This window comes from Streptomyces sp. ISL-87 (assembly GCF_018614095.1).
Taxonomy (GTDB): domain Bacteria; phylum Actinomycetota; class Actinomycetes; order Streptomycetales; family Streptomycetaceae; genus Streptomyces.
In genome coordinates this window covers 18506-39905 of sequence record NZ_JAGGOY010000061.1, presented here as the reverse complement: position 1 = coordinate 39905, position 21400 = coordinate 18506, and the positions used below count along the sequence as shown (strand labels likewise).

General features: G+C 73.9%; 18 protein-coding genes and 2 pseudogenes. 11 read left to right on the top strand and 9 right to left on the bottom strand.

Going from position 1 to position 21400, the window contains the following annotated elements; translation table 11 throughout:
* Window positions 1-90 precede the first annotated feature (90 nt).
* Genes J7I97_RS22110 through J7I97_RS22090 form a run of 5 tightly spaced genes read left to right on the top strand, consistent with a single transcriptional unit; the run spans window position 91 to window position 4732 of the window.
* Window positions 91-603, top strand: coding sequence for a hypothetical protein (locus J7I97_RS22110; protein WP_251050998.1), 513 nt, complete (start codon window positions 91-93; stop codon window positions 601-603).
* On the top strand, window positions 600-2375 hold the full coding sequence (locus tag J7I97_RS22105) for a hypothetical protein (protein WP_214937565.1): 1776 nt from the start codon (window positions 600-602) through the stop codon (window positions 2373-2375). The genes J7I97_RS22110 and J7I97_RS22105 overlap by 4 nt, the downstream gene beginning before the upstream one ends.
* Window positions 2372-2566 (top strand): hypothetical protein, encoded by a 195-nt coding sequence (locus tag J7I97_RS22100; RefSeq protein WP_214937563.1) that lies wholly within the window; start codon window positions 2372-2374, stop codon window positions 2564-2566. The genes J7I97_RS22105 and J7I97_RS22100 overlap by 4 nt, the downstream gene beginning before the upstream one ends.
* Window positions 2500-3141 carry a hypothetical protein gene (locus tag J7I97_RS22095; protein ID WP_214937561.1) on the top strand — a complete coding sequence of 214 codons (642 nt, stop codon included), beginning with the start codon at window positions 2500-2502 and terminating at the stop codon, window positions 3139-3141. Before J7I97_RS22100 ends, J7I97_RS22095 begins: the two co-directional genes overlap by 67 nt.
* Window positions 3142-3160: 19 nt before the next feature.
* On the top strand, window positions 3161-4732 hold the full coding sequence (locus J7I97_RS22090) for an AAA family ATPase (RefSeq protein ID WP_214937560.1): 1572 nt from the start codon (window positions 3161-3163) through the stop codon (window positions 4730-4732).
* Window positions 4733-4864: 132 nt separating this feature from the next.
* Here the strand turns inward: J7I97_RS22090 and J7I97_RS22085 are convergent, their stop codons facing one another.
* Both J7I97_RS22085 and J7I97_RS22080 read right to left on the bottom strand, forming a co-directional pair.
* A complete protein-coding gene (locus J7I97_RS22085; RefSeq protein ID WP_214937558.1) occupies window positions 4865-5242 on the bottom strand; it encodes a VOC family protein in 378 nt (125 codons plus the stop codon).
* A gap of 49 nt (window positions 5243-5291) precedes the next feature.
* Window positions 5292-7193: an ABC transporter ATP-binding protein gene (locus J7I97_RS22080; RefSeq protein ID WP_214937556.1), complete on the bottom strand. Its 1902-nt coding sequence runs from the start codon at window positions 7191-7193 to the stop codon at window positions 5292-5294.
* Between the two features lie 162 nt (window positions 7194-7355).
* Here J7I97_RS22080 and J7I97_RS22075 point away from each other — a divergent pair, with 162 nt between their 5' ends.
* Window positions 7356-9434 (top strand): AMP-binding protein, encoded by a 2079-nt coding sequence (locus J7I97_RS22075; RefSeq protein ID WP_214937553.1) that lies wholly within the window; start codon window positions 7356-7358, stop codon window positions 9432-9434.
* On the opposite strand, the gene J7I97_RS39970 is transcribed toward J7I97_RS22075, so the two are convergent.
* A complete protein-coding gene (locus tag J7I97_RS39970; RefSeq protein WP_308369267.1) occupies window positions 9383-11227 on the bottom strand; it encodes a GNAT family N-acetyltransferase in 1845 nt (614 codons plus the stop codon). The two genes, J7I97_RS22075 and J7I97_RS39970, sit on opposite strands and share 52 nt — an antisense overlap.
* 101 nt (window positions 11228-11328) lie before the next feature.
* Between J7I97_RS39970 and J7I97_RS22065 the strand changes: the two genes are divergently transcribed.
* On the top strand, window positions 11329-11751 hold the full coding sequence (locus J7I97_RS22065; protein ID WP_214937551.1) for a DUF350 domain-containing protein: 423 nt from the start codon (window positions 11329-11331) through the stop codon (window positions 11749-11751).
* Window positions 11752-11763: 12 nt separating this feature from the next.
* Here the strand turns inward: J7I97_RS22065 and J7I97_RS22060 are convergent.
* Both J7I97_RS22060 and J7I97_RS38745 read right to left on the bottom strand, forming a co-directional pair.
* Window positions 11764-12336, bottom strand: a pseudogene (locus J7I97_RS22060) (acyltransferase); the annotation flags it as partial.
* A 7-nt stretch (window positions 12337-12343) separates the two neighbouring features.
* A pseudogene (locus J7I97_RS38745) lies at window positions 12344-12502 on the bottom strand (response regulator transcription factor); the annotation flags it as partial.
* Window positions 12503-12610: 108 nt separating this feature from the next.
* Between J7I97_RS38745 and J7I97_RS22055 the strand changes: the two are divergent.
* The 3 genes from J7I97_RS22055 (at window position 12611) to J7I97_RS22045 (ending at window position 14799) form a co-directional block, all read left to right on the top strand.
* On the top strand, window positions 12611-13558 hold the full coding sequence (locus tag J7I97_RS22055; protein ID WP_214937549.1) for an AEC family transporter: 948 nt from the start codon (window positions 12611-12613) through the stop codon (window positions 13556-13558).
* Window positions 13555-14097, top strand: a complete 543-nt coding sequence (locus J7I97_RS22050) for an HXXEE domain-containing protein (RefSeq protein WP_214937547.1) — start codon at window positions 13555-13557, stop codon at window positions 14095-14097. The genes J7I97_RS22055 and J7I97_RS22050 overlap by 4 nt, the downstream gene beginning before the upstream one ends.
* Before the next feature lie 300 nt (window positions 14098-14397).
* On the top strand, window positions 14398-14799 hold the full coding sequence (locus J7I97_RS22045) for a hypothetical protein (RefSeq protein ID WP_214937545.1): 402 nt from the start codon (window positions 14398-14400) through the stop codon (window positions 14797-14799).
* On the opposite strand, the gene J7I97_RS22040 is transcribed toward J7I97_RS22045, so the two are convergent.
* The 4 genes from J7I97_RS22040 to J7I97_RS22025 form a co-directional block, all read right to left on the bottom strand.
* Window positions 14738-15670 (bottom strand): hypothetical protein, encoded by a 933-nt coding sequence (locus J7I97_RS22040; protein ID WP_214937543.1) that lies wholly within the window; start codon window positions 15668-15670, stop codon window positions 14738-14740. The two genes, J7I97_RS22045 and J7I97_RS22040, sit on opposite strands and share 62 nt — an antisense overlap.
* A 57-nt stretch (window positions 15671-15727) precedes the next feature.
* Window positions 15728-17242: an FAD-binding oxidoreductase gene (locus tag J7I97_RS22035; RefSeq protein ID WP_214937540.1), complete on the bottom strand. Its 1515-nt coding sequence runs from the start codon at window positions 17240-17242 to the stop codon at window positions 15728-15730.
* A 146-nt stretch (window positions 17243-17388) separates the two neighbouring features.
* Entirely contained in the window at window positions 17389-18129 is a 741-nt protein-coding gene (locus J7I97_RS22030; protein ID WP_214937538.1) for a class I SAM-dependent methyltransferase, read from the bottom strand.
* A gap of 31 nt (window positions 18130-18160) precedes the next feature.
* Window positions 18161-19654 (bottom strand): IucA/IucC family protein, encoded by a 1494-nt coding sequence (locus J7I97_RS22025; RefSeq protein WP_214937803.1) that lies wholly within the window; start codon window positions 19652-19654, stop codon window positions 18161-18163.
* An 87-nt stretch (window positions 19655-19741) separates the two neighbouring features.
* Here J7I97_RS22025 and J7I97_RS22020 point away from each other — a divergent pair, with 87 nt between their 5' ends.
* Window positions 19742-21373 (top strand): IucA/IucC family protein, encoded by a 1632-nt coding sequence (locus tag J7I97_RS22020; protein WP_214937535.1) that lies wholly within the window; start codon window positions 19742-19744, stop codon window positions 21371-21373.
* The last annotated feature ends 27 nt before the right edge of the window (window positions 21374-21400 follow it).

The following is a 21400-nucleotide window of genomic DNA, read 5'->3' as shown; positions in this document are numbered from 1 at the left end:
GTATCGAGGTCGCTTCCGGGTCACCCGTGGCTCGAATCCGTTTTGCGGTCGCATGATTGACGCAACGTCATTAGCCTGCGTGCTCCGCTCATGAAAACCGGGGAGACCATGGGGTACATAGAGCGTCCGCGCCGTGTCGTGCGACCGGCGCAGGACCTCCAGCAGACAACCGGCCCGGCGCCGGCGGCCACACACGCCCCAGGCGCCCAGGGCCGGCTCGCCGACCGCTTGCGCAACCGCTCCGGAGAGCTGCTCGAAGCCCTGTCCCGGCTCGACGCCGGGCTGGACGAGACGGCCCGCAGGCAGCTCGCCGAGTGGATCCGCGAGCAGTACGAGGTGCAGCACCACACCGCTCCGATCGGCTACGTGGCCAAGTGCTGGCTCGGCCCGCCCTACGTGGACCACATCCTGGACCTCTCCGGCGCCATCCTCACGCACTACACACCCGGCGATGTGATGCCCCCGCCGTTCGCGGACGCCAGGATGCTCGCGCGCAACGGCAGTTACGCGTGCGTGGAGGTGTACTCCGACGGGCTGGTGCTGCCCGTCCTGGCGAACGGGTCGGTGGTACGGCCCAGCGGACGATCGGAGAACTGGCTGTGACGGACATCGACTACTCGCTCCACAACAAGGTCGCCGAGGTCAACCGGCTCGTCATCCAGGTCGCCGAACAACTCGGCCACGTCTCAGGCCAGGTCACCTCGGTGGAGGCCAAGCAGCAGCAGACCCGCACCGAACTCCAAGAACTCCGGGACGAGTTCGCGGCCTTCGTCGCCCAGGCCCGGCTGACGGCCGCCCTCCAGCGCGCGGAAACCAGGGTCGGCGTCATCCAGGACCAGCTCGACCACGAGTTCGGCCACCACAAGGTGGTCCGGCGCACCGCCGTCGGCATGCTCCAGGCCTTCGACATCGGGCTGGTCTCCGAGGACACCGTCCGCATGGTCGGCGACCAGCTGATGCTCCAGACCCCGCGCTACTGGCTCGCCCCCGCGCTCGTGGCGCTCGCCGCCTGGTCCTCGGACGACCCCGCCCTGTGCGAACGCGCCGTCCAGGAGTGCTTCCGCCGCTCCCCGGACCGCACCTCGCTGTTCTTCGCCCTCGTCCTGCGCCGCCAGGGCCGACACGCCGAGTCGACGCGCTGGCTGCGCCACTACCTGCTCGCCCAGGACCCGGCCCGGCTCGGCCGCGAGTTCGCCGTCATCCTGGAATCCGTGGCCCAGGGCGCGTTCGGCGCGGCAGGGCGGGACATGCTGCGGGACTCCATGGACGAGTGGCGCGAGCTGCTCGGCAGCGACATGGACGCGCAGAACGCCCAGATCGAGCGCTGGCGGGCCGAACTCGGCACGCTGTGCCCGGCCGTGACCGGCGACGAGTTCCCGTTCCTCTTCCGGGTGTCGCCACAGTGGCCGCAGCTCGGCCAGGTGCTCTCCGCCGCCCGCACGCAGCAGGTGATCCTCGACAAGTACACGGCGATCATGAGCGCGGAGCACAAGCCGTCCAGCCGGATCGAGGACGCGGTCGACGACATCCTGGACCGGCTGGTCTCCGAGTACGACAACGACGAACTGCCCCTGCGCCGCGACCTCGCCTACCAGCAGGCGGTCGTCGCCCACGACGGGGACACCGCCCGGGCCCAGGCCGTCGCGGACGCCGACGCCGCCTCGTACGACGAGAGCCTCGACTACCTGACCGTGCAGAGCACCGCCGCCCTCAACCCGGGCGCGATCGGCACCTCGCAGGCCACCCGGCGGCTCGCCGTCGCCGCCTGCCGGGACTGGTTCCACCACGCCCACCAGGGCTTCTCCGCGGACTACCGGGCCGCCGTGCCGCAGGACGTGTGGGCCCGCTTCGACGCCACCTACCCGGTGGGCGCCGCACAGCAGTTCACCCTCCCGCAATGGGGCGGCTCGTTCCGCACCCCGCTGCCCGAGTTGCAGAAGGACCTCGGCGACCACTGGGACCGGCACACCGCGCCGTTCCTGGCCGCCCTGGGATACCGGTGGGGAGGAAAGGCGGCGGTGGCCGTACTCATCGCAGTACTGGGCCTGTTCATCGGCTCCGCCATCGGCACGGCCGCGACCGTGGTGATCCCCCTGCTGGTCGGGGGCGTCGCCGCGATCGTGATCAGCCAGGGCCTGGCCAAGGCGCGCAAGGTGCAGGACTCGGCGCGGCTGCTGCTCGACGAGGCCAAACGCGACGCGCTCCACCAACTGGTCGGCGCGTCCGCCGAATTGACACACTGGCAGAGCGGCTACGCCGAGGCCGACGCCGTCGAGGGCCGGGTACGGGAGCTCATCGAGTCGCTGTCCACCGCGGCCGAGGGTAACTCCCCGTTCGGCGGCCGCATCGTTTCCCGCGAAGGAAGGCAGTCATGAGCACCCCGAACCCCGGCCAGGTCGGACAGGGGGCGCCGTCGCGCCGGCTGTGGGCCGCAGGCGCCGAACCCGCCGACGAACGCACCACCGCGCGGCTTCGGCGCGTCGTGGACGGGCTGCCCGAATGGTCCCCGCTGCCCCCCGGCGAGCAGCTGATCCGGCGCCCCGGCGCCACCCGGGGGGAGTCCTGAACGGCATCTGGGGCCACGGGGGCGACTACCAGACCTGGACGGACTACCTGCGCCGCTGGGGCGAGGAGGGCGCGGCGGGCACCAGGGAGGCCGCCGCCCTGCTGCCGCGCCTGCGCCAGGAGGACTACCACCACGAGACCTGGGTCCGGCTGGTCAACCAGCTCACGGCGGCCGTCGACCGCCGGCTGCGCAGCTGGGCGGACGCCCTGACCGCAGCCCTGGAGGAAGCGGCCGACGAGTTCGGGGCGGGCAGGGCCCTGGTCCAGTCCCGCACCGGGCTCGACACGATCCGTGCCCTGGCCGCGCACCCCTCCCTGCCGCAGGACCTGCGCGAGCAGCTCGGAAAACTGGTCGCCGGTCAGATCGTGGGCCTCCAGCAGCAGTTGGAGGACATGCTGAACCGGGCCGAACGCGGCGGAGCCGACCGGCAGTTCATCGACGGGCGCCGTCGCACCCTGCGTGACAACCCGCTGACCACGGCCGGCCCGGGCGCCGCGGCCGCCGCCCCGGCCCCGGGCGAGGGCTGGTCGTACGACCCGGCAGGGCCGGCCCGCCGCCGCATCATGACCGACTGACTGACCGGAGACCCGCCCCATGCCCAACTACGCCGAATGCCACCGCGATCTCGACAGCTACATCTCCGCCCGGGTACCGGTCATCTGCATGCGCACCATCGAGCAGCAGCGCGCGCTGCGCCTGGTCCGTACGGCCGCCACCCACGCTCGCCGCAGCAACATGCCGTTCTGGATCTACACCCGGGCCACCGGACTGCGGGACCTGCGCACCAACGCACCGCTGATGGACGACCGTTCGCTCACCGGGGCCATGGAGTTCGCGGCGACCCAGTTCACCTCCCGCCCCAACGCCACCCTCGTCCTCGTCGAGCCCGACGAGCTCGACGCCGACACCCCGCTGACCCGGCACGTGGCCGAGCTCGCCCGCCTCGCCGACACCAACATGGGCAGCATCATCCTGATCACCGACAGCCCGGTGTGGAGCGGCCTCCAGCGGCTCGGCATGAGCCTCCAGCTCGATCCGCCCGACGCCGACGAGATGTACGCGACCCTCTCCGCCTTCCTCGGCGACCACCGGGGCCACATCCCCATCGCCTGGAACGAGCAGCACACCCGCCGCGCCGCCGAGTTCCTCGTCGGCGTGACCGAGGGCGAGGCCATCAACCTGATGGCGACGGTCGCCGCCAAGGGCTCGGTGGAGGAGGACGACGTCCTCGTCCTCGCCCAGTCCAAGGACCGCATATTCAACGACCTGACCGGCCTCCAGAAGGTGCCGCTCAAGGCCGCCGACTACGCCGTGGGCGGGCTGTCCAACCTCCGGGACTGGCTCGAGCGCCGGGGCAGGCTGCTCCAGGCCGACCTGCGCGCCACCGACCTGCGCCCGCCGCGCGGGGTGCTGCTCGTCGGCGTCCCCGGCTGCGGCAAGTCGCTGTCCGCGAAAGCCATCGCCGCGCAGTGGCAACTCCCGCTCTACCGGCTGGACATGGGCTCCATCCACGGCAAGTACCTGGGTGAGTCCGAAGGCCGGTTCCGGGAGGCCCTGGAGACGGCGGACCGGGTCGCGCCCTGCGTGCTGTGGATCGACGAGATCGAGAAGGGCCTGGCCGGGGCGGGCGACGGGACGGGAGTCCCGCAGCGGATCATCGGCCAGTTCCTCTTCTGGCTCCAGGAGTCCCAGTCGCGCTCCTTCGTCGTGGCCACCGCCAACGACGTCCGCAGCCTGCCGCCCGAGCTGCTGCGCAAGGGCCGCTTCGACGAGCTCTTCTTCGTGGACCTGCCGGACGCGCAGGACCGCGAGGAGATCATCGGGATCTACTACCGCCGCTATCTGAAGACCGACCCCGACCCGGAGCAGCTGGCCCGGCTCGTCGACCTGTCCGAGGGTTTCGCCGGCTCCGACATCGAGGCGGCGCTGCACGACGTCGGCGCGGAGGTCTACCTCGGCGGCGGTACGGAGAACCTGAGGCCCGCGTTCGTCCTGGACACCTTCGCCAATACGGTCCCGCTCAGCCGGAACAACCCCGAGCAGATCGAGGAGATCCGCACCTGGGGCCGCGAGCGCGCCGTCCCGGCGGGGCGGTTCGCGGCCGCCACCGCGCAGAGCCCGGGCGGCCCGGCCCGGCGGATCGTGTTCCTGGACCCGGAGGACTGAGCCCGGACCGGACGAACCTGACCTGACCTGACCTGACCTGACCGGGCCGGGCCGGGCCGGGCCGGTCAGGTCAGGTCAGGTCGCGCCGTCGGTACGGGTGCACGTGTCCCCGTACCGACGGCGCCGGCGGATTCAGCCGGCGGCCGTGCGCGGCTTCGTCTGCTGGACGGCCCAGCCGTTGCCGTCCGGGTCCGAGAAGTAGACGAACGACCCCCACGGCATGTCCTGGATCTCGGTCACCTCGATGCCCCGCCCCCTGAGGTCCTCGTAGGCCTCCTCGATGTCGGTGACCACCACCTGCATGTTGTCCAGGGAGCCGGGTGCCATCCGGGTGAGCCCCTTGCCCAGGGCGATCGAGCAGGCCGATCCCGGCGGGGTCAGCTGCACGAAGCGGACCTCCTCGCTCACGGTGACGTCGTGATCGGCGTTGAAGCCGACCTTCTCGTAGAAGGCCTTGGCCCGGTCGACATCGGTCACCGGGACGGCGACCAGCTCCAGCTTGATGTCCATCGCATGCTCCAGGATCGGCAGGGGCCGCGGGACCGGGGCCCGTCGGCCATCATGCTCCCGGGGCCGGTACCGCGCCGCCCGGCGCACTGTCGGCCGCCGCGAACTGGGTCCGGTACAGCTCCTCGTACCGCCCGCTCGCGGCCAGCAGCTCGGTGTGCGTGCCGCGTTCCACGATCCGGCCGTCCTCGACCACCAGGATCAGATCGGCCGCCTGGACGGTCGACAGCCGGTGCGCGATCACCACGGCCGTCCGGCCCGCCAGCGCCTCGCCCAGGGCCTCCTGCACCGCGGCCTCCGAGGTGGAGTCCAAGTGGGCGGTGGCCTCGTCGAGGATCACCACCCGCTGCCGGGCCAGCAGCAGGCGGGCAATGGTCAGGCGCTGGCGCTCCCCGCCCGACAGCCGGTAGCCGCGTTCGCCGACGACCGTGTCCAGACCGTCCGGCAGGGAGGCCACCAGGCCGTCCAGGCGGGAGCGGCGCAGAGCCTCCCAGATGTCGGCCTCGCTCGCCTCCGGCCGGGCCAGCAGCAGGTTGGCCCGTACCGACTCGTGGAACAGGTGGCCGTCCTGGGTGACCATGCCCAGCGTCTCGCGGATCGAGTCGGCCGTCAGGTCCCGCACGTCGACGCCGCCCAGGCGGACGGCGCCCTCGTCGGCGTCGTACAGCCGGGGCAGCAGCTGCGCGATGGTGGACTTGCCGGCGCCCGAGGAGCCGACCAGCGCGATCATCTGGCCGGGCTCGGCACGGAAGGAGACCTCGTGCAGTACCTGCGTACCGCCGCGGGCGTCGAGGGTGGCGACCTCCTCCAGTGAGGCCAGCGAGACCTTGTCGGGGGAGGGGTAGCCGAAGGAGACCCCGTCGAATTCCACCGCCACCGGGCCGTCCGGCACCCGGCGGGCGTCCGGCTTCTGGGCGATCAGCGGCTTCAGGTCGAGGATCTCGAAGACCCGTTCGAAGCTCACCAGGGCGCTCATCACCTCGACGCGGGCGCCCGCGAGCGCGGTGAGCGGGGCGTACAGCCGGGTCAGCAGAAGAGCCAGGGCCACGACGGCCCCGGCGTCCAGGGTCCCGCGCAGGGCGTAGTACCCGCCGAGCCCGTAGACGAGCGCGAGGGCGAGGGCGGAGACCAGGGTGAGGGCGGTGATGAAGGCCGACTGGGCCATCGCGGTACGGATCCCGATGTCCCGTACCCGCGCCGCCCGGGCCGCGAACTCGGCGGACTCGTCGGCGGGCCGCCCGAACAGCTTGACCAGGGTGGCGCCGGGGGCGGAGAACCGTTCGGTCATCTGCGTGCCCATCGCGGCGTTCAGGGTGGAGGCCTCCCGCTGCATGGCCGCCATCCTGGCCCCCATCCGGCGGGCCGGCAGCACGAACACGGGCAGCAGCACCAGCGCGAGCAGGGTGATCTGCCAGGAGATGCTCAGCATGACGACCAGCGTCAGCAGCAGGGTGACGGTGTTGGCGACGACCCCGGAGAGGGTGTTGCTGAAGGCCCGCTGGGCGCCGATCACGTCATTGTTGAGCCGGCTGACCAGCGCCCCGGTCCGGGTCCGGGTGAAGAACGCCACCGGCATCCGCTGCACGTGGTCGAAGACCGCGGTCCGCAGATCCAGGATCAGCCCCTCGCCGAGGGTGGCCGACAGTCTGCGGGTCAGCAGGCCGAGCCCCGCCTCGGCGACCGCGATCAGGGCGATGAGGAGGGCGAGCCGGGTGACCGTGCCGGAGTCCCGGCCGTCGACGATCGCCGTGACGACCCGGCTTGCGAGCACCGGGGTGGCCACCGCGAGCAGCGCCGTGACCACGCTGAGCAGCAGGAAGAAGGTGAGCCCGCGGCGATGCGGGCGGGCGAAGGCGGCGACCCGGCGCAGGCTCGCCCGGGAGAGCGGGCGCCGGTCCTGCTGGGCGTTCATCGCGCTGTGCAGCGATGTCCAAGCGGTGACTTCCATGTCCATGACCCGAACGGTATGACCTCAAGCAAGCTTGAGGTCAATGTTTTCGGTCCGATCCGCCCGCTCCCTTCCCCAACTCCCGCCCGTCAGAGGCATATCGGAGGGACATCGCAGGGAAATTCGCGCACCTCCTCCGCTGTCAGTGCGCGGTGGCATCATCGGGACATGACGCAGGGATCAGAGTCCGCTCACACCGGTCGGCTGACCGCCGACACCGTCCTGCACCGCTTCGAACAGTGCGCCCGGGACACTCCCGAGGCGCGCGCGGTCATCGCCGGCCCGGACAGTCTCACCTACGGGCAGCTCGACGCGCGCGCCAACCAGCTGGCCCGTCATCTGATCGACGCCGGACTGCCGGCCGGCGGCCTGGTGGCCATCGGCACCGCCCGGCAGACCGAAATCGTCATCGCCCTTCTCGCCGCCCTGAAGGCCGGCGGAGCCTACGCGGTCATCGACGTCGAGGCCCCCGGCACCGGGCGTCGGCAGCTCGCCCGGATATCGCCCTACGTGCTGCTCACGCATGCCGCCGGGCACGCCCGGCTCGACGACGGCAGCGGCCTGCGGGCGATCCGCCTCGGCGCGGAAGCCGCCGAGATCGCCGCACGGCCCACCACACCGCCGGCCGGAACCGTGCCCGGGCCCACCGCCGCGGTCCTGTTCACCGGCGGAGCCGAACCCCGCCCCGTTCCCGTCAGCCGGCAGCGCCTGCTCGCCGCCCATGATGCCTGGGCCGAAGTGGCCCGGCTGACCCCCGAGGACCGGCACCTGATCACCGCGGGGCCGGACGTCACCGGCTTCGCCGCCGGCTGGACCCGGGCCCTGTGCTCCGGCGCCGCGCTCGCCGTTCCCGAGCGCTCACCCTGGACGCCCCGCGCGATCCGCCGCGCCGTCGAGGACGAGCAGGTCACCGTGGTCCACACCGACCCGGCCGGAGCGGCCCGGCTGCTCATACGCGACGACACCGCGCCGCACGCGCAGGCGCCCCGCCCGAACGCCTCCCGCCCGAACGCCTCCCGCCCGAGCGCCCTGGGCCAAGCCGATTCGGCGTTGAGGTCGTTGCGCATGGTCACCGTCACCGGAGACCGGCTCTTCCTCGACGAACAGGCCGCCCTCCAGGCCCGGCTGCGGCCCGGCGCCCGGCTGCTCAACGTCTACGGTCCCACCGAGGCCGCGGGCACCGGCACCTGGTTCGAGCTGCCCCAGCTGCCCGGCCCCTTGGACGACCCCGAGCAACTCTCACTGCTCGGCACCCCGTTCCCCGGCTGCCGGGTGGACCTCCGCGACGGGGAGATACGCCTCACCCCGCCCGACGGCGGCGACCCGATCCCCACCGGCGACCTCGCCGGACTCCGCCCCGACGGACTGCTGGAGTTCGGCGGCCGGATCCGGGACCGGATCACCCTCGACGGCCAACGCCTCGACCCGCACCGCCTGGAATCCGTCATCCGCGGCCATCAGGACGTCGGCTCCGTGATCGTGGCCGAGGTCCAAGGCGGAGGCGGCCGCGGCGGCAGCGTGCGTCCGGGACGGCTCGTCGCCTACCTCGCCCCGCCGCCCGACGCACCGGCCTGGCCCCCGGGCGCGGACCTGCCGGACATCGAAAAACTCCGCGACCACCTGGCAGGAAGACTCCTCTTCGAGGAGACCCCGCGCGCCGTGATCCGGTTGCGCACCCTGCCGCGCAACCGGGCCGGGCAGGAGAACCGCACCGCCCTGCCGCAGCCCACACTCCTCGGGAAGCCGGACGCGCAGGCCGTCCGCGCCGCCAAGTACGCGCCCTCGGCCGGCGGCGGGCTCGCCGACGCGTGGGTGGGCGGCTGCGCGGCCCTCGTACTGGCCTTCGCCGGCCTGGTCCTCCTTGTGCTCGCGAAAGGCATCTGGCCCGGATCGACCGACCTCACCGGTGTGCCCAGCCCCTGGGCGTTCCTCTTCTTCGTCCTCTACCTGTTCGAAGGCGCGGCCTTCGCCACCGGGCTGCTGTTCCTGCTGGGCGGGCGCCCCATGATGCGGCGCCAGGGCCGCGGCCGCGCCCTCACAACTGCCGCGCACCTGGCGGTGGTCTACCTGCTCGTCGCCTGGTGGCCCCAGGACAACTTCTACCGGCTCGCCGCCAAGCAGGACTGGCCGCGCCAGGCCGCGCTCGTCTACGCCTTCAACATCCCCCTGATGATCGCGGCAGGCATCGTGGCGTTCTACGTCTCCCAAGCACCGGCCTCCGCCTCCGCCTTCGACTTCGACGACTGACCGCGCTCCAGGGGGCCGAACGCCGCCCCCACCCCGAGCGCCTCCGCCCGAACCAGCGCCTCGGCCGCGTCCAGCGCCTCCCTGCTGTGCGCGGCCACCAGTACGCCCAGCCAGGGCGCGGGTTCGAAGGCCCCGGTCGGGATCGCCGGGACGAACACCGCCCCGAACTCGGCGCAGCCCCGGGTCATGGCCGTGCACAGCTCTGCCAGCTGGGCGTCGGGCAGGCGCGCCCCCAGCTCCACCCGGTCGGCGATCCGTACGAAGTGCCCCGCGCCCCGCAGCGCGTCGAGCCGGGCCGCCACCATGAAGGCGATCGACGGCCCGGTCAGGCGCAGGTTCGTCTCGGTCGGCGCGAGCCGCCCCGCGCCGTCGGCGACGAAGTCCACGTCGAACCAGCCCCGGTAGCCGGCGGCCGCCAGCTCCCGGCCCACCGCCTCGCCGAAGCCGAGCAGCCCCTTTTCCGCCCAGGCGGGCACCACCCCGGGCCCCACGGTGGCCCCGCGGTACCCGACGCCCTCCACATCCATCACCGCCCCGCCGACCTCGTGCACCCGGGCCGCCTCGTCCACGAACCCGTCGTACGTCAGATCCCGGGGCCCGCCCCCGCCCCCGCCCTCGCCCTCCGCCGGGCCGTGGACGTACTCCTCCACCAGCAGCGGCCCGCGCGGCAGCCGCCGCAGCACGGCCCGGGCGCCGCCGGCCGCGCGGACCCCGGCGGGCGTCAGCACGGTGGTGCCCGAACCTCCGACACCGTGCTCCGATTTCAGAACAGTGCTCTCGCCGGCCTTCGCCCGCGCGGAAACCAGGCGCACGGCTGCCCGCCTGGTGCCGGCCCGCCACTGTGCGGGGAGCGTGATCCCGGGGTGGTCACCGGTCGAGAGGATCCTGGCGAACATGGTGTGCGCCGCGGACTTGGACTCGTACCGCAGTGCGCGCGCCCGCCACGGCCGGCCCTGAAGCCGTGCGAACGGCGCCGTCCGCCCCCACGCCACGAGGGGCAGCCCGGGCACGGTGAGCCGAGCGGCCAGGGCAGGCCGGGCCCGGACCGCGTCCGACAGCCCGGGACCGCCGCCCTCCACCAGGCCGTCGTAGACCTCCACCCCCGCCCACCCCAGCTGTCGGCACACCAGCTCGATCCAGCCCGGCGGCACCGCCCGCGGCAGCACCAGGGCAGCGGGCTCCGGGCTGTAGAAGGCGGCCAGGCAGGCGTAGTGGTGCGCCGCCCGCTGCTCCCGGTCCAGGGAGGCATCGCCGAACTGGGCATTGAACTCGGCGACATTGCCCACGTGCACGGCCGGACGGCCACCGGTCCAGGCCCGCGCCCAGCCGGCGAGCGGGGCGGGCGCCACCTCGAACCGCACCAGGCCGCTTCCGGTGCCCTCGGCCGGAGCCGACGCGCCCATCTCCCGCGCGCCCATCTCCCGGTAGAAGCCCGCCGCGTGCGGATCGGCGTCGATGCGCAGCCGGCGCATGCCCAGTGCGGCGGCCCGGCGCAGCACGTCCCGGTACAGCAGCCGCCCCACTCCCTGCCCGATCGCCGCCGGTTCCACGAACATCAGCCCCAGCTCGCCCTCCGGCGCGTGCCCCTCCAGGGAGGCGACTCCCGTCACCACCCCGCGCCCGTTTTCGGCCACTACGATCCGGCGGGCCGCGACGTCCGAGCCGCGGATCCGCAACTCGGGCACGCAGGCGGCCAGGAACTCCGGGCTGTACCCCCAGTACGCCTTGGACCGCATCACCAGCCCGGTCAGCGCCTCCGCCTCATCACTCCGCGCCGCCCTGACCTTTGCCATGTACTGACCTCCCCATGGTCCGTCGCAAGGCCGTGCGATAGATTCGGCCAGCCCCCGACGGCAACTCCCGTACGTCCCATCTCGCGAAGACAGGCTTCCCCATGAGCGACATCATCAACGGACTCGGCCGCACCAGCGCGTTCGGCGCGATCGGCCTGGTGCTGCTGATCCTCGGCATCGTCCTCGTGGACGTGCTGACGCCCGGGAAGCTCCCGAAGCAGATCTGGGAGGACCGCAACCGCAATGCCGCCATCCTGCTCAGCTCCGCGCTGCTCGGCATCGGCGGCATCGTGTTCACCTCGATCTGGACGACGTACGACGACTTCGGCAAGGGCCTGCTCTCCACCGCGGCCTTCGGCCTGCTCGGTCTGCTGCTGATGGCGGTGGCCTTCCTCGTGCTGGACTGGGTGACCCCGGGCCGGCTGGGCGCCATAGTGGTCGACCCGGAGCCCCACCCGGCGGTCTGGGTCTCGGCCTCCTGCAACCTCGCCGTGGCCGCCATCGTCGCGGCCTCGATCGCCTGACGCCGACAGGCCTCACGCCAGCCCCAGCGCGAACCCCGCGAACCCCGCGAACCCCGCGGCCAGTAGCCCCGCCGCGGTCCGGCGTACCGCCGTGGCCCTGGTCCACGGCTGCTCGAACCGGCGCGCGTACCGGGCGATGAGCACCAGCAGCGCCGCGAACACCGGCATCCACGCCAGCCGCGCCGCGATCCAGCCCAGGCTGTCCGGCGCCGTCGTCAGACCCGTCAGCTCGCCCACGAAGGAGCCGGGAACGGCCGCCGCCAGCATGGCCGTCTGGTGCCAGCACAGGATCGTCATCGCACACAGGTTGATCACGACCACCGGGGCCCACAGCGCGGGCCGGGCCAGCCGCCGCGCCAGCCGCTCCCGCAGCAGCATCGCGGCCCCTGACTGCGCCGAGGCCAGCGCGAGCACCAGCAGCGACGGCGGGTGCGAGTTGGTCCGCACCTCGCCCGGTACGCCGACCATCGACGCCGGGTAGTGGAAGACCATCAGCAGCGCCGCGAACAGCACGGCCCCGCCCACCAGAAGCAGCCGGGCCCCGCGCCGCCCGATCCGCCCCTCGCCCCACGAGACGCCGAGCCGAGGGCGCCAGCACGACATCGGGGTGCATGGTGCGGGAGACCCGCACCCCCTCCCGCCCGTCGGGCGCCTCGCCCACCACGTCGATGTCGGCCTGCGCCGACAGCAGTGCGGCCAACCCCGCCCGCACCATGGCCTGGTTGTCGACGATGATCACGCGAATGGTCAACTGGCCTCCTCGGCCGGGTCGTTCAGGCGGTCCAGCCTATGCGCGATCGGGCCCCCGAGAGGCGTACGGGTAGGCTGCTCGCGGTCGATCACGGGGGAGCCGGTACGCATGGGCGGGGCAGCCGCACTCGAGAAGCTGGTGCCGGTACTGCTGGCCTTCCTCGGCGGGGTGCTGCTCGCACGCCGCAAGACCGTCCCGGCCGAGGCCTCCAAGGTGTTCGCCGACTACGCGTTCCTCTTCGCCGTCCCCTGCTACCTCTTCGGCAACATCTACGCCAGCGATCTCGGCGCCCTGTTCAACTGGCGGGCGATCGGCGGCTACGCGGCAGCGGCCGGCCTCGCCGTCCTGGCGGTCGTCCTCGCCACGGCCGCCTACGGCATACGGGAGCCCCGTGCCGTGGCGCTGCGCGTGATGGCCGGAGTGCAGGTGAACACGGCCTACTTCGCCGTCCCGGTGTTCATCACCGTGTTCGGGACGGCCGCACCGATCTTCCCCGTGCTGCTGTTCCAGGTCTGCGTGCTGTCGCTCGTCGTCATCTCCATCATGGAGCTGGGCCGCGCGGACCCGGACGCGGGCGGCCCCGGCACCCGGTTCTCGCGGGCCGTCGGCGCCTCGCTCGCGACCCCGCTGGTCCTCGCCTGCAACGCGGGCATCCTGCTCAACCTGCTTTCGGTGCACGTCCCGGCGGTGGTGCTGGACGGGGCGGCCTTCGTGGGCGACAGCGCCTCCCCGGTGGCCCTGTTCGCCCTCGGCCTGCACCTCGGCGGCCGGGGGCTGAACGTCCGGGGCACCTCGCGGGAGGAGCTGGCCCTGATCGCCTGCAAGTGCCTGGGCTTTCCGCTGCTGGCCTGGGTGGTGTGCGAGGCCATCTTCGAGGTGCGGGGCGCGTGGCTCGCGTACCTCGTCGTGCTCGCCGCGATGCCGACACCGCAGAACCTGTTCATCTTCGCCCAGCGCTACGACGTCGGAGTGGACCTGTCCGCCTCCCTTGTGATCAAGTCGTCAGTGGTTTCCCTCCTGTTGCTGCCCCTCTGGCTGCAGACTGTGGCCTCATGAGCGAATCGAACGCACCGGCGAAGAGCGGCGCAGCCCTCACCACCGCGACCTTAGGCCTGCTGGCCGCCTGGGCCGTGCACGATCTGGAGGAGGTGGCCACGATGGCGCGGTGGTCCCGCACCCGGGTGCCCGTCCTGCGCGAGCGTCACCCGCGCGTCCCCGACCGGGTGTGGCAGCGCTTCACGAACGTCGACGGGCGTGAATTCGCCACCGCCGTCGGCGTGATGGGCCTCGTCGTCGCCGCTGCCGCCGCCGACGGGCACCGCACCGGCGGGCGCTCCGCCTTCTACCAGACCGCCCTCAACGGTTTCGGCCTGCACGGGCTCGTGCACCTCGGGCTGTCCGCCGTCACCCGCGGCTACACCCCGGGCGTGGTCACCTCCCCGCTGATCGTCGTCCCCTTCTCCCTGTGGGCGCGGGGCCGGCTGCGCCGCGCCGGAGTCCTGCGGCCGACACGGGCGGGCGACCTCGTGAAGGGGCTCGGCCTGGCCGCCGCGGCCACCGCCGGGGCGCACGCCGCGGCCCGGCGGATCCGCTGAGGAGTGTCCACTGCCGGCCGGACCGCATGGGACCGGGCGGGGGTCGGCTGTCCGGCCGGGTCAGGCGAAAGGCGCCGGGCGAGGGCGCCGGGTGAGGTGCCGGGCGGGGCGCCGGGCGGGGCGCTGGGTGAGGCGCCGGGCAAAGGGCGCCGGGTGACGGCCTCGGGCGAGGGCGCCGGGTGAGGGCCCCGGCCCCAGTTCGTTCCCCCGGCCGGTGCGGCTCGTTCCCCCGGCGGGCTCCGCTCGCTCCCCCGGCGGCCCCCGTTCGTTCCCCCGGCGGGCTCCGCTCGTTGACCTGGCATGGAGCTGCCGATCATCGCGGCGCCGGGCGTCGGAGAACGGGCCGACGCCGCGGCCGATGCCGCCTGCCACCTTTACGACGCCGTCGCGCCCTGGCGCGCCGACGGGCCCGGCGGGTGGAGCCGGACCGCGGCCGAGGACGCGGCCATTGAGACCACCGCGCACGCCCTCGCGCACATCCACCCCCGCGCGGAGGTCATCCTCGGGCCGGTCCACGCCGCCCTGGCCGATCTGCGCCGCCAGTTGGCCCTGTCGCCGCCGGACACACTGACCACCGAGGGGCTCCCGAGCACCCCGCGCACGGTCGGGAACCCGCGCCGGACCCGCTGGGAGCGGGTGGTCACACCGCCGCTTCCCCGGCAACCGCAGCCCCGGCAACCGCTGTCTCGTACAACTTCCTGATCTCCGCGCCGAAGTAGGAGCTGTATGAGGTGTCGGCGGTGTTCCCGCCCGTGTTCCAGCCGCCGATGACCCCGACCACGTCGCCGGTTCCGGTCCACGGGTCGTAGTGCGTGAGGAACGGACCGCCGCTGGTACCGCCTGGATACCCGGTGCAGTCGATCCGCAGAAACGACCCGGGGATCCCGGGGTCGGTGCTGGTGAACTTGGTCGTCCGGTTCTGGCACCGGCGCGGCCGCGGGGCCGATGCCGGATAGCCGATCAGCTCGACCCTCGGGTGCGTGAAACCGGCATTGGCGACCAGGCGGTTCGCCCCGACCACCTCCTCCACGGGCCGGCCCTCCGCATCCGGTCCCACCTGGGCGAAGGCCACGTCGAGGGTGGCCGCCAGATCCGGCCCGTCGCGCGGGTAGCGCGGGTCGATCCACACCTGTGAGCGCCCGCCGGCATCGCGCAGGACCGGGAACATGCCGTACGGCTGCGGTTCCTCGCGCGTGTACAGCGGTACGAAGGCCACCTGCCGGGCATCCGTGCCCAGCAGGCAGTGCGCCGCGCTCAGCACGAGGTCGTGGCCCGGGGAGGCGACCACGCTCGCGGTGCAGAAGTAGGCGCCCGCGCCCTTCATGACGAACATCCGCCCGACGACCGGGATACCGTCGAAGTCCTCGCCCGTGCCGGGTTCGGCGGCGGTCGGAGCCCCCGGCGCCGCCACGGGGGCGGCGGAGGCCATCCGCTCGGGCGTCCAGAAGGCCTCGGCCTCGCGCGCGGACCAGCGGCCGGGGACGGCCTCGACCCCGGCCTCGGCCACCGGCAGGGGGCCGCCGACCAGCATCAGTGCGGCCGTGGCCACCGCCACCGTCAACGTGCGTCGCATGTCGTGCTCCTCTTCGTCGTGTTCGGCGTGGACACGGCAGCCCTAGAGGGTGTCCGGCTAGACGGCATGGGGGAAACGGAAGAGGCGCCCGGGGTCGTAGGCCCGCCGGACGCCTTCCAGCCGGGGCAGGTTGGGGCCGTAGTAGGCCTCGCGCCAGCCGCCGAGCTTCGGGTCGGTGTAGTTCTGGTACGCGCGGCCGCTCGCCCAGGGGCGCAGGTCCTGCCAGAGCCCGTCGAGCCAGCCCTGATGGCGGGCCACGTCGGCGGCCGGCGCGGACGGCGGCCAGTAGGCGAGGTACTGCGCCAGGAAGGCACTGTCACGGTGTACGAAGGCGGTCCCGGCGGCCGGCACCCGGTTCACGGCGCCGCCGCACACCCCGTCGAACTGGACCACCCCGATCCCGCCGGGCGGTACGGCCGCCGGATACCGCCGGACGGCGTCCAGCACCGCCGCGACCGCCGCCTCCGTGAGCCCGCCGCCGGTCCAGAAGTCGGAGCGGGCGGCGTACGAGTCCCGCCCCAGCCGCCCCTGCGGGTCGTGGCCGGGCAGCAGACCCGGGAGGCGGCACTGCGCGGCGCTCTGCTCCAGGCAGCCGGACATTGCCCGCACGGTGTCCCCGTAGCTCCGTACGGCGATCCAGCTGTCCTGCGGCTGCCCGCCGACCAGGTCGGACAGCCGGGTCAGTTGCCGCTCCAGCTCGGCGCGCCCGTCGAGGCACACCACGCGGACCGCGGGGACGGCCGCGGGCCCGGCCCCGACCACGAACTCGACCTGGCTCCAGAAGGGGTCGGGCAGCCCGCCCAGCCAGCGCTGCCAGCCGCCCAGTACTGCCGCGGAGCCGGCGCCGGGCCAGTGCAGTTCGGCGAAGGCACAGTCCGCGACCGGGTGGGAGCGGAAGCGGAATTCGGTGACCACCCCGAAGTTTCCGCCACCGCCGCCGCGCAGCGCCCAGTACAGGTCCTGGTCCCGGTCGGCGCCGGCCTCGCGGACGACCCCGTCGGGGGTGACCACCTGTGCGCCGGTGAGCCGGTCGGCGGTGGTGCCGTACGCCCGGGAGGCCAGGCCCAGCCCGCCGCCGAGGGCGAGCCCGGCGATGCCGACGGAGGGGCAGAGCCCGGTCGGGATGCCCAGGCCCCGCCCCGCGAGGGAGGCGTTGACGTCACCGAGCCTGGCCCCCGCGCCGATCCGTACGCCGGAGCAGTCGGCCACGACCGCCGCCATGGCGCCGGTGTCGATGACGAGCCCGGCGGCGCAGGTGGACCAGCCGGCGTAACTGTGGCCGCCACCGCGCGGTACCACCGGCACGGCGGACCGGCGGGCGAAGTCCAGGCAGGCGGCCACATCGCCGGCGTGCGCGGGATAGGCCACCGCGGCCGGCGCGACGGAGTCGTAGCGGGGCTGGAACAGCTGCCGGGCCTCGGCGTAGTCACGGTCGCCCGGGAGTACCACCCGCCCTTCCACGGCCCGGGCGAGCGCCCCGAAATCCGGGCCCCGGCGCCGCGGAGCCGCCCCGGCGGTGGCGAGGACGGCGGCGGCCGCGCTTCCCAGGACCCGGCGGCGGTGGAGGCTCATCCCTCTTTCCTGCCACCGTCCGGCCGGATCGGAGCGAAGGCGGGCCCACGGAGCGTGGGCTGTCCCCCGAACGGCCCACGCCGGGTGTAACGACGGCTGGTCCGCCGGGGGGGCGTGCCCGGGGCCTGCCCCGCCGACGGAACGCCTTAGACGCCGGGGGATCCGTTGGATCCGGGGGCTCCAGGGGTTCCAGGGGTTCCAGGGGTTCCGGCAGAGCCGGGGGACTTGCGGGCCAGCAGGAAGCCCTGCGGGGACCTCTCGTGGGCGTCGGGCTCCCGCACCAGGCGGGCCACCTCGGCGAGTCCGGCGTCGGCCAGCAGGGCCGCGATCCGGTCGGGCGGGGTCCAGTACACCTCGAGGTCCACCGGATGGCCGTACGCGTGTTCCAGCCGGAACCGCTCGTCCCCGGCCTTGAACGCGATCAGTACGTACCCGCCCGGCGCCAGTACCCGGGCGAACTCCGCGAACACCGGCGGCAGTTCCCCCGGCGGGGTGTGCACCGTGGAGTACCAGGCCAGGACGCCTCCGAGCACGCCGTCCGCCACGTCCAGCGCGGCCATCGAGCCCACCTCGAACCGAAGCCCCGGATAGGTCCGGCGGGCCACCGCCACCATCGCCGGAGACAGGTCGACGCCGAAGGCGCGGACGCCGAGGGCGTCCAGATAGGCCGTCACCCGGCCCGGGCCGCAGCCCAGGTCCGCGACGGCCCGGCTCCCCCCGCCATCGGTGTCGCCTCCGCCCTGGCCGCGCACGTACTCGGCGAACGCGGCGAGCATCGCCCGGTCCAGCGGTTTGCGGCCCAGCTCGGCGCTGAGCAGCCGGGCGTAGTCGACGGCGACGGCGTCGTAGGACGCCCGTACGGCATTCAGGTACGAGGTCTCGCTCATGTCTCTTGACAGTAGCCGCCCACCCTGCCGCTCACCTCCCGGTCAGCGGGTTCGGCAGTTCGGCCCACTGATCGCCCGGAACGCCGGGGCTCAGCCGCATCAGGGTCAGCGCCTTGGCCGGCAGCGGCCCGGTCAGCAGGGCCTCGGTGTCCGCGGTGGGCGGGAGGCCGGCCACCGCCCGGGTGAGGTCTTCGCCGAGGGCCGCGGCCGAGCCCGCCGTGGCCCCGAGGGCCCCGGTCAGCAGCGAGCCGAACAGCTTGCGCCGCAGCACGGTCACATCGTCGGTGATCAGCCGGCCGGACAGCGGGGGCACCGGCAGGCCGTGCCGGGCGAGCCGGGCCGGGCTGATCCTGATGTCGGCGAGATCGCGGTAGACCAGCCGGAGCGGCGCGCCGGCGGGGGAGAGGACCACGAGGAGGTTCTGGCCGTGGGCCTCCAGCGCCACACCGAGGTCCAGTATCCGCAAGCACACCGACAGCGCGAGGCGGGCGAAGGCGGCCCGCCAGTGCGCCGACCGGGCGAAGGGAGTACCGGCGAGAGCCGCCACCGGGACGACCCGCTCGCCCGCGGCGGTGCCGGCGTACATCTCGGGCGGCTCGCGCAGCACGGCGGCCAGGTCCGGGCTGTACGCGGTCGCGGCGCCCAGGGTGCGAGTGATGTGCAGGCGCCCGTCGAGCCGTTCGGCCAGTGCCTGCGCGAAGGCGGAGACCGCGGCGGCCGTCTCGATGGAGTAGACGGAGATGTCACGCACCGAGGAGGTCAGCCGGGTGCTCAGAGCCGTCTTGACGTGAGCACCGCCCCCGACCGGGGCCAGGGTGCGCAGGGCCATCAGCGGATGCGCCGCGAACCCGGGGCGCACCTCCTCCCGCTTCAGCACGTGTTCCGCCTGCCACGGGTGCACCGGCACCAGGAGCCGCCCGCCGTCGCGCAGCTCCGCCGGCCAGGCGCCGGTGACCAGGCACTCCCCGGCCGGTACGGCGACCAGCCCGAGCTCCACGACCGGCCGGTGCTCGGGTGCGTACGCCAGCTGTTCGGCCACCGAGAAGCCCGGCCGGGAGCGGCAGTTGGGGTGGTACGGGTGTCCGTCGACCACCCGCTGCTCCCACTGCCACGTGGTCTGCGGCGGCGCCTCGTCCACGGCGGGCCGCCCGGCCCGGGACAGTGCCAGCGAGGCGGTGCTGTCGTCCAGCTCGGCGGCGAACTCGGAGCCGTGCGCCACCTCCAGCGCCGCCATCAGCCGCGCGGCCTGCCCGTACGGCCGGCCGTCGAGGCGTACCTCGGTGACGTAGGCCCCGGTCGCGTACGGATCCGGCAGCGGCCCCTCCAGCCGCCCGCCCCCCGCCAGCCGCAGGGCCAGCGAACCGGAACCCCGCTCGCGGCCCGTCACCCACGGCAGGGGTTCGTGGGCCAGTGCCCGCCACAGCCGGGTCAGCACGGCCGCGCGCGCACCGGGCAGGGCGGCGGCGTACGCCGGTCCGAGAGCGGTGCGCGCGCCGGCCGGGCCTTCGGCCGGCCCGTCGGCCAGAGCGCCGGCGACGGCCTCCTCGGCCGGGGAGGCTGAGATGTGCGTGCTGTGGTCCAGGGCCCTGCTCCTCTCGCATCGCCTGAGCTGATGATCACGTCATCATCGCGGATACTGAAGATCACGGCCGGTGGCACACCCTGCGAACTCCGGCACACCCGATGGACGACGGGACCGGTGCAATCAGTGGATCTCAACGCCGCCGCCGACGCGTACGCCGCGACCCCGCTGCTGAACTGCCTGCTGCGGGAGGCGGCCCGGCCCGAGGGCGAGGGCGTCCACCAGCTGCGCGGCAGCGGGCGGCTGCTGCGGGTGGGCGGCGGGCGCCGGCCCGTACGCCCCGAACTGCGCACGGTGGACGGCTGGCATCCGCTCAGCCACACCGAACTGGTCAAGCTCACCTCCGACGAACTGCGCCAGTACACGGGCGCCTCCAACGACGAGCTGCCGGCCGAGATAGCCGACAGCCGCAACACCGTCGCCGCGCTGCTGGCCGCCCGGGCCGCGGCCGATCCCCCGGCGGACCCGTACGTCCTCTCCGAGCAGTCCCTGGTCATGGGGCATCCGCACCACCCGGCCCCCAAGGCCCGGGGCGGCGGGCCGGCCGCGAGCTGGCTGCCGTACGCCCCCGAGGCCCATGCCCGCTTCCCGCTGGTCTTCCTGGGGCTGCGCGAAGACCAGCTCGTCGAGGAGGGCGGCCCGGCCGCCGCCCGCTCGATCGACTCCCTCGCCGTCGCCCTCGACGGCCCGCGTGCGCCCGCCGGTTACCGGCTGCTGCCCGCGCACCCCTGGCAGTTGGACCTGGCCGGCGCCCGGCCGGAGGTGCGTGAGGCCTTCGCGGACGGGCGGCTGCTGCGGCTCGGCCCGGGGCGGCTCCCGGCCTGGCCCACCGCCTCGATCCGGACCCTGTACGTGCCGGACCCGGCCGCGGACCTCTTCGTCAAGTTCAGCCTCGACGTCCGGATCACCAACGACGTGCGCCGGCTGTGGCGGCACGACCTGCTCAGACTCCGCCGCACCGACGCCGCGGTCGTGGCGGCCTTCGCCGGGCTGCGGGCCTCGGGGTCGAACGCCGCGTGGCTCTCCGACCGGGGCTACCGCACCGCCGCCTTCGCCTACGAGGAACTCGCCGTCCTGGTCCGCGACGGACTGCACGCGCAGAGCGAGCCGGGGGCCACGCCGCTGCTGGCCGCCGCGCTCGCGGAGGGCTTCGACGGCAGCCCGGTGGGCCGTACCGCCGACCCGGCCGGGTGGTGGCGGGCGTATCTGCGCCATGTCGTGCCCCCGGTGCTGGAACTCTTCGCCCGGCACGGGATCGTGCTGGAGGCCCACCTGCAGAACACGCTGGTGGCGGTCGACGCCCAGGGGACGCCGGTGCAGGCGCTCTTCCGGGACGCGGAAGGGGTGAAGCTCCCGCCGGACCTGCCGCGGGCGGCGGCCTGGCAGCGACTCGTGTACTGCCTGGTCGTCAACCACCTGGCCGAGGTCGCGGGGGCCCTGGCCGAGCGGCATCCGGACATGGCCGCGCTGGTGTGGCCGGCGGTCCGCGAGGAGTTCCTCCGCTACGACGCCGGACGCGGCGGGCTCCCGGAGATCGGGGACCTGCTTGACGGCCCGGCCCTGCCGGCCAAGACGAATCTGCTGCTGCGCTGGACCCGGGCGGACGGCGCGGACGCGCGGTACCTGCCGCTGCCGAACCCGCTGCGGGCCCTGCGCGGCTAGGGGTGTCCGGAAAGGTTCACCGGGTCG

Excerpts from the sequence above, each read along its gene's own strand:
- J7I97_RS22110 (WP_251050998.1), top strand. The coding sequence starts at position 91 with ATGAAAACCGGGGAGACCATGGGGTACATAGAGCGTCCGCGCCGTGTC.
- J7I97_RS22100 (WP_214937563.1), top strand. The coding sequence starts at position 2,372 with ATGAGCACCCCGAACCCCGGCCAGGTCGGACAGGGGGCGCCGTCGCGC.
- J7I97_RS22095 (WP_214937561.1), top strand. The coding sequence starts at position 2,500 with ATGGTCCCCGCTGCCCCCCGGCGAGCAGCTGATCCGGCGCCCCGGCGC.
- J7I97_RS22090 (WP_214937560.1), top strand. The coding sequence starts at position 3,161 with ATGCCCAACTACGCCGAATGCCACCGCGATCTCGACAGCTACATCTCC.
- J7I97_RS22085 (WP_214937558.1), bottom strand. The coding sequence starts at position 5,242 with ATGGACATCAAGCTGGAGCTGGTCGCCGTCCCGGTGACCGATGTCGAC.
- J7I97_RS22080 (WP_214937556.1), bottom strand. The coding sequence starts at position 7,193 with ATGGACATGGAAGTCACCGCTTGGACATCGCTGCACAGCGCGATGAAC.
- J7I97_RS22075 (WP_214937553.1), top strand. The coding sequence starts at position 7,356 with ATGACGCAGGGATCAGAGTCCGCTCACACCGGTCGGCTGACCGCCGAC.
- J7I97_RS39970 (WP_308369267.1), bottom strand. The coding sequence starts at position 11,227 with ATGGCAAAGGTCAGGGCGGCGCGGAGTGATGAGGCGGAGGCGCTGACC.
- J7I97_RS22065 (WP_214937551.1), top strand. The coding sequence starts at position 11,329 with ATGAGCGACATCATCAACGGACTCGGCCGCACCAGCGCGTTCGGCGCG.
- J7I97_RS22055 (WP_214937549.1), top strand. The coding sequence starts at position 12,611 with ATGGGCGGGGCAGCCGCACTCGAGAAGCTGGTGCCGGTACTGCTGGCC.
- J7I97_RS22050 (WP_214937547.1), top strand. The coding sequence starts at position 13,555 with ATGAGCGAATCGAACGCACCGGCGAAGAGCGGCGCAGCCCTCACCACC.
- J7I97_RS22045 (WP_214937545.1), top strand. The coding sequence starts at position 14,398 with ATGGAGCTGCCGATCATCGCGGCGCCGGGCGTCGGAGAACGGGCCGAC.
- J7I97_RS22040 (WP_214937543.1), bottom strand. The coding sequence starts at position 15,670 with ATGCGACGCACGTTGACGGTGGCGGTGGCCACGGCCGCACTGATGCTG.
- J7I97_RS22035 (WP_214937540.1), bottom strand. The coding sequence starts at position 17,242 with ATGAGCCTCCACCGCCGCCGGGTCCTGGGAAGCGCGGCCGCCGCCGTC.
- J7I97_RS22030 (WP_214937538.1), bottom strand. The coding sequence starts at position 18,129 with ATGAGCGAGACCTCGTACCTGAATGCCGTACGGGCGTCCTACGACGCC.
- J7I97_RS22020 (WP_214937535.1), top strand. The coding sequence starts at position 19,742 with ATGATCACGTCATCATCGCGGATACTGAAGATCACGGCCGGTGGCACA.